General features: G+C 48.2%; 6 tRNA genes. All 6 read right to left on the bottom strand.

What is annotated here, in order from left to right:
* The 6 genes from ACPW7N_RS26735 to ACPW7N_RS26710 all read right to left on the bottom strand — a co-directional run bounded on the left by ACPW7N_RS26735 (position 1) and on the right by ACPW7N_RS26710 (position 730).
* Positions 1–76: transfer RNA gene (locus ACPW7N_RS26735), tRNA-Lys, on the bottom strand.
* A gap of 13 nt (positions 77–89) precedes the next feature.
* Positions 90–174: transfer RNA gene (locus tag ACPW7N_RS26730), tRNA-Tyr, on the bottom strand.
* A 106-nt stretch (positions 175–280) separates the two neighbouring features.
* Positions 281–356 (bottom strand) — tRNA-Thr (locus ACPW7N_RS26725).
* A gap of 19 nt (positions 357–375) precedes the next feature.
* Positions 376–451, bottom strand: a tRNA-Phe gene (locus tag ACPW7N_RS26720).
* A gap of 25 nt (positions 452–476) precedes the next feature.
* A tRNA-Asp gene (locus ACPW7N_RS26715) sits at positions 477–553 on the bottom strand.
* 100 nt (positions 554–653) lie between these two features.
* A tRNA-Met gene (locus tag ACPW7N_RS26710) sits at positions 654–730 on the bottom strand.
* Between the last annotated feature and the right edge of the window lie 7 nt (positions 731–737).

Here is a 737-nt window from a genome sequence, read left to right as displayed (position 1 = left end):
TGGTGAGCCATGAAGGACTCGAACCTTCGACCCTCTGATTAAAAGTCAGATGCTCTACCAACTGAGCTAATGGCTCTCAAACTATAAAATGGTGGGGAGAGACGGATTCGAACCGCCGAACCCAGAGGGAGCAGATTTACAGTCTGCCGCGTTTAGCCACTTCGCTATCTCCCCACGACATATCATTTATATTTACAAATGAGGTTATTTATACCCCAAGGTACCCGCCAATTGCTCAGACAAGACTGAGAAACAATTGTTTCTTTATGAGTATAAATAATGGTGCCGGCGATAGGACTTGAACCCACAACCCCCTGATTACAAGTCAGGTGCTCTACCAATTGAGCTACACCGGCATATTACTATTATTTATAATGGTGGCTCGGGACGGAATCGAACCGCCGACACGAGGATTTTCAGTCCTCTGCTCTACCGACTGAGCTACCGAGCCACTTTTCATTATTCATGAAAATAAATGGCGGAGCTGACGGGACTCGAACCCGCGACCTCCGGTGTGACAGACCGGCGTGAACTCCAACTTCACCACAGCTCCATATGTAAGTAGTGCAGGTAATAATTTTGGTTGCACTCACCAGTACCACTTATATTACCTGAACTTTGAGGCTAGTTCGACGTAGTGCAGGTAATAATTTTGGTTGCGGGAGCAGGATTTGAACCTGCGACCTTCGGGTTATGAGCCCGACGAGCTACCGAGCTGCTCCATCCCGCGACGACCA

The sequence above is a fragment of the Brevibacillus nigriterrae genome, assembly GCF_049846925.1.
Lineage (GTDB): Bacteria > Bacillota > Bacilli > Brevibacillales > Brevibacillaceae > Brevibacillus_H.
Note: the sequence above shows the minus strand (reverse complement) of the source record. Positions and strands in the feature narration are given on the sequence as shown.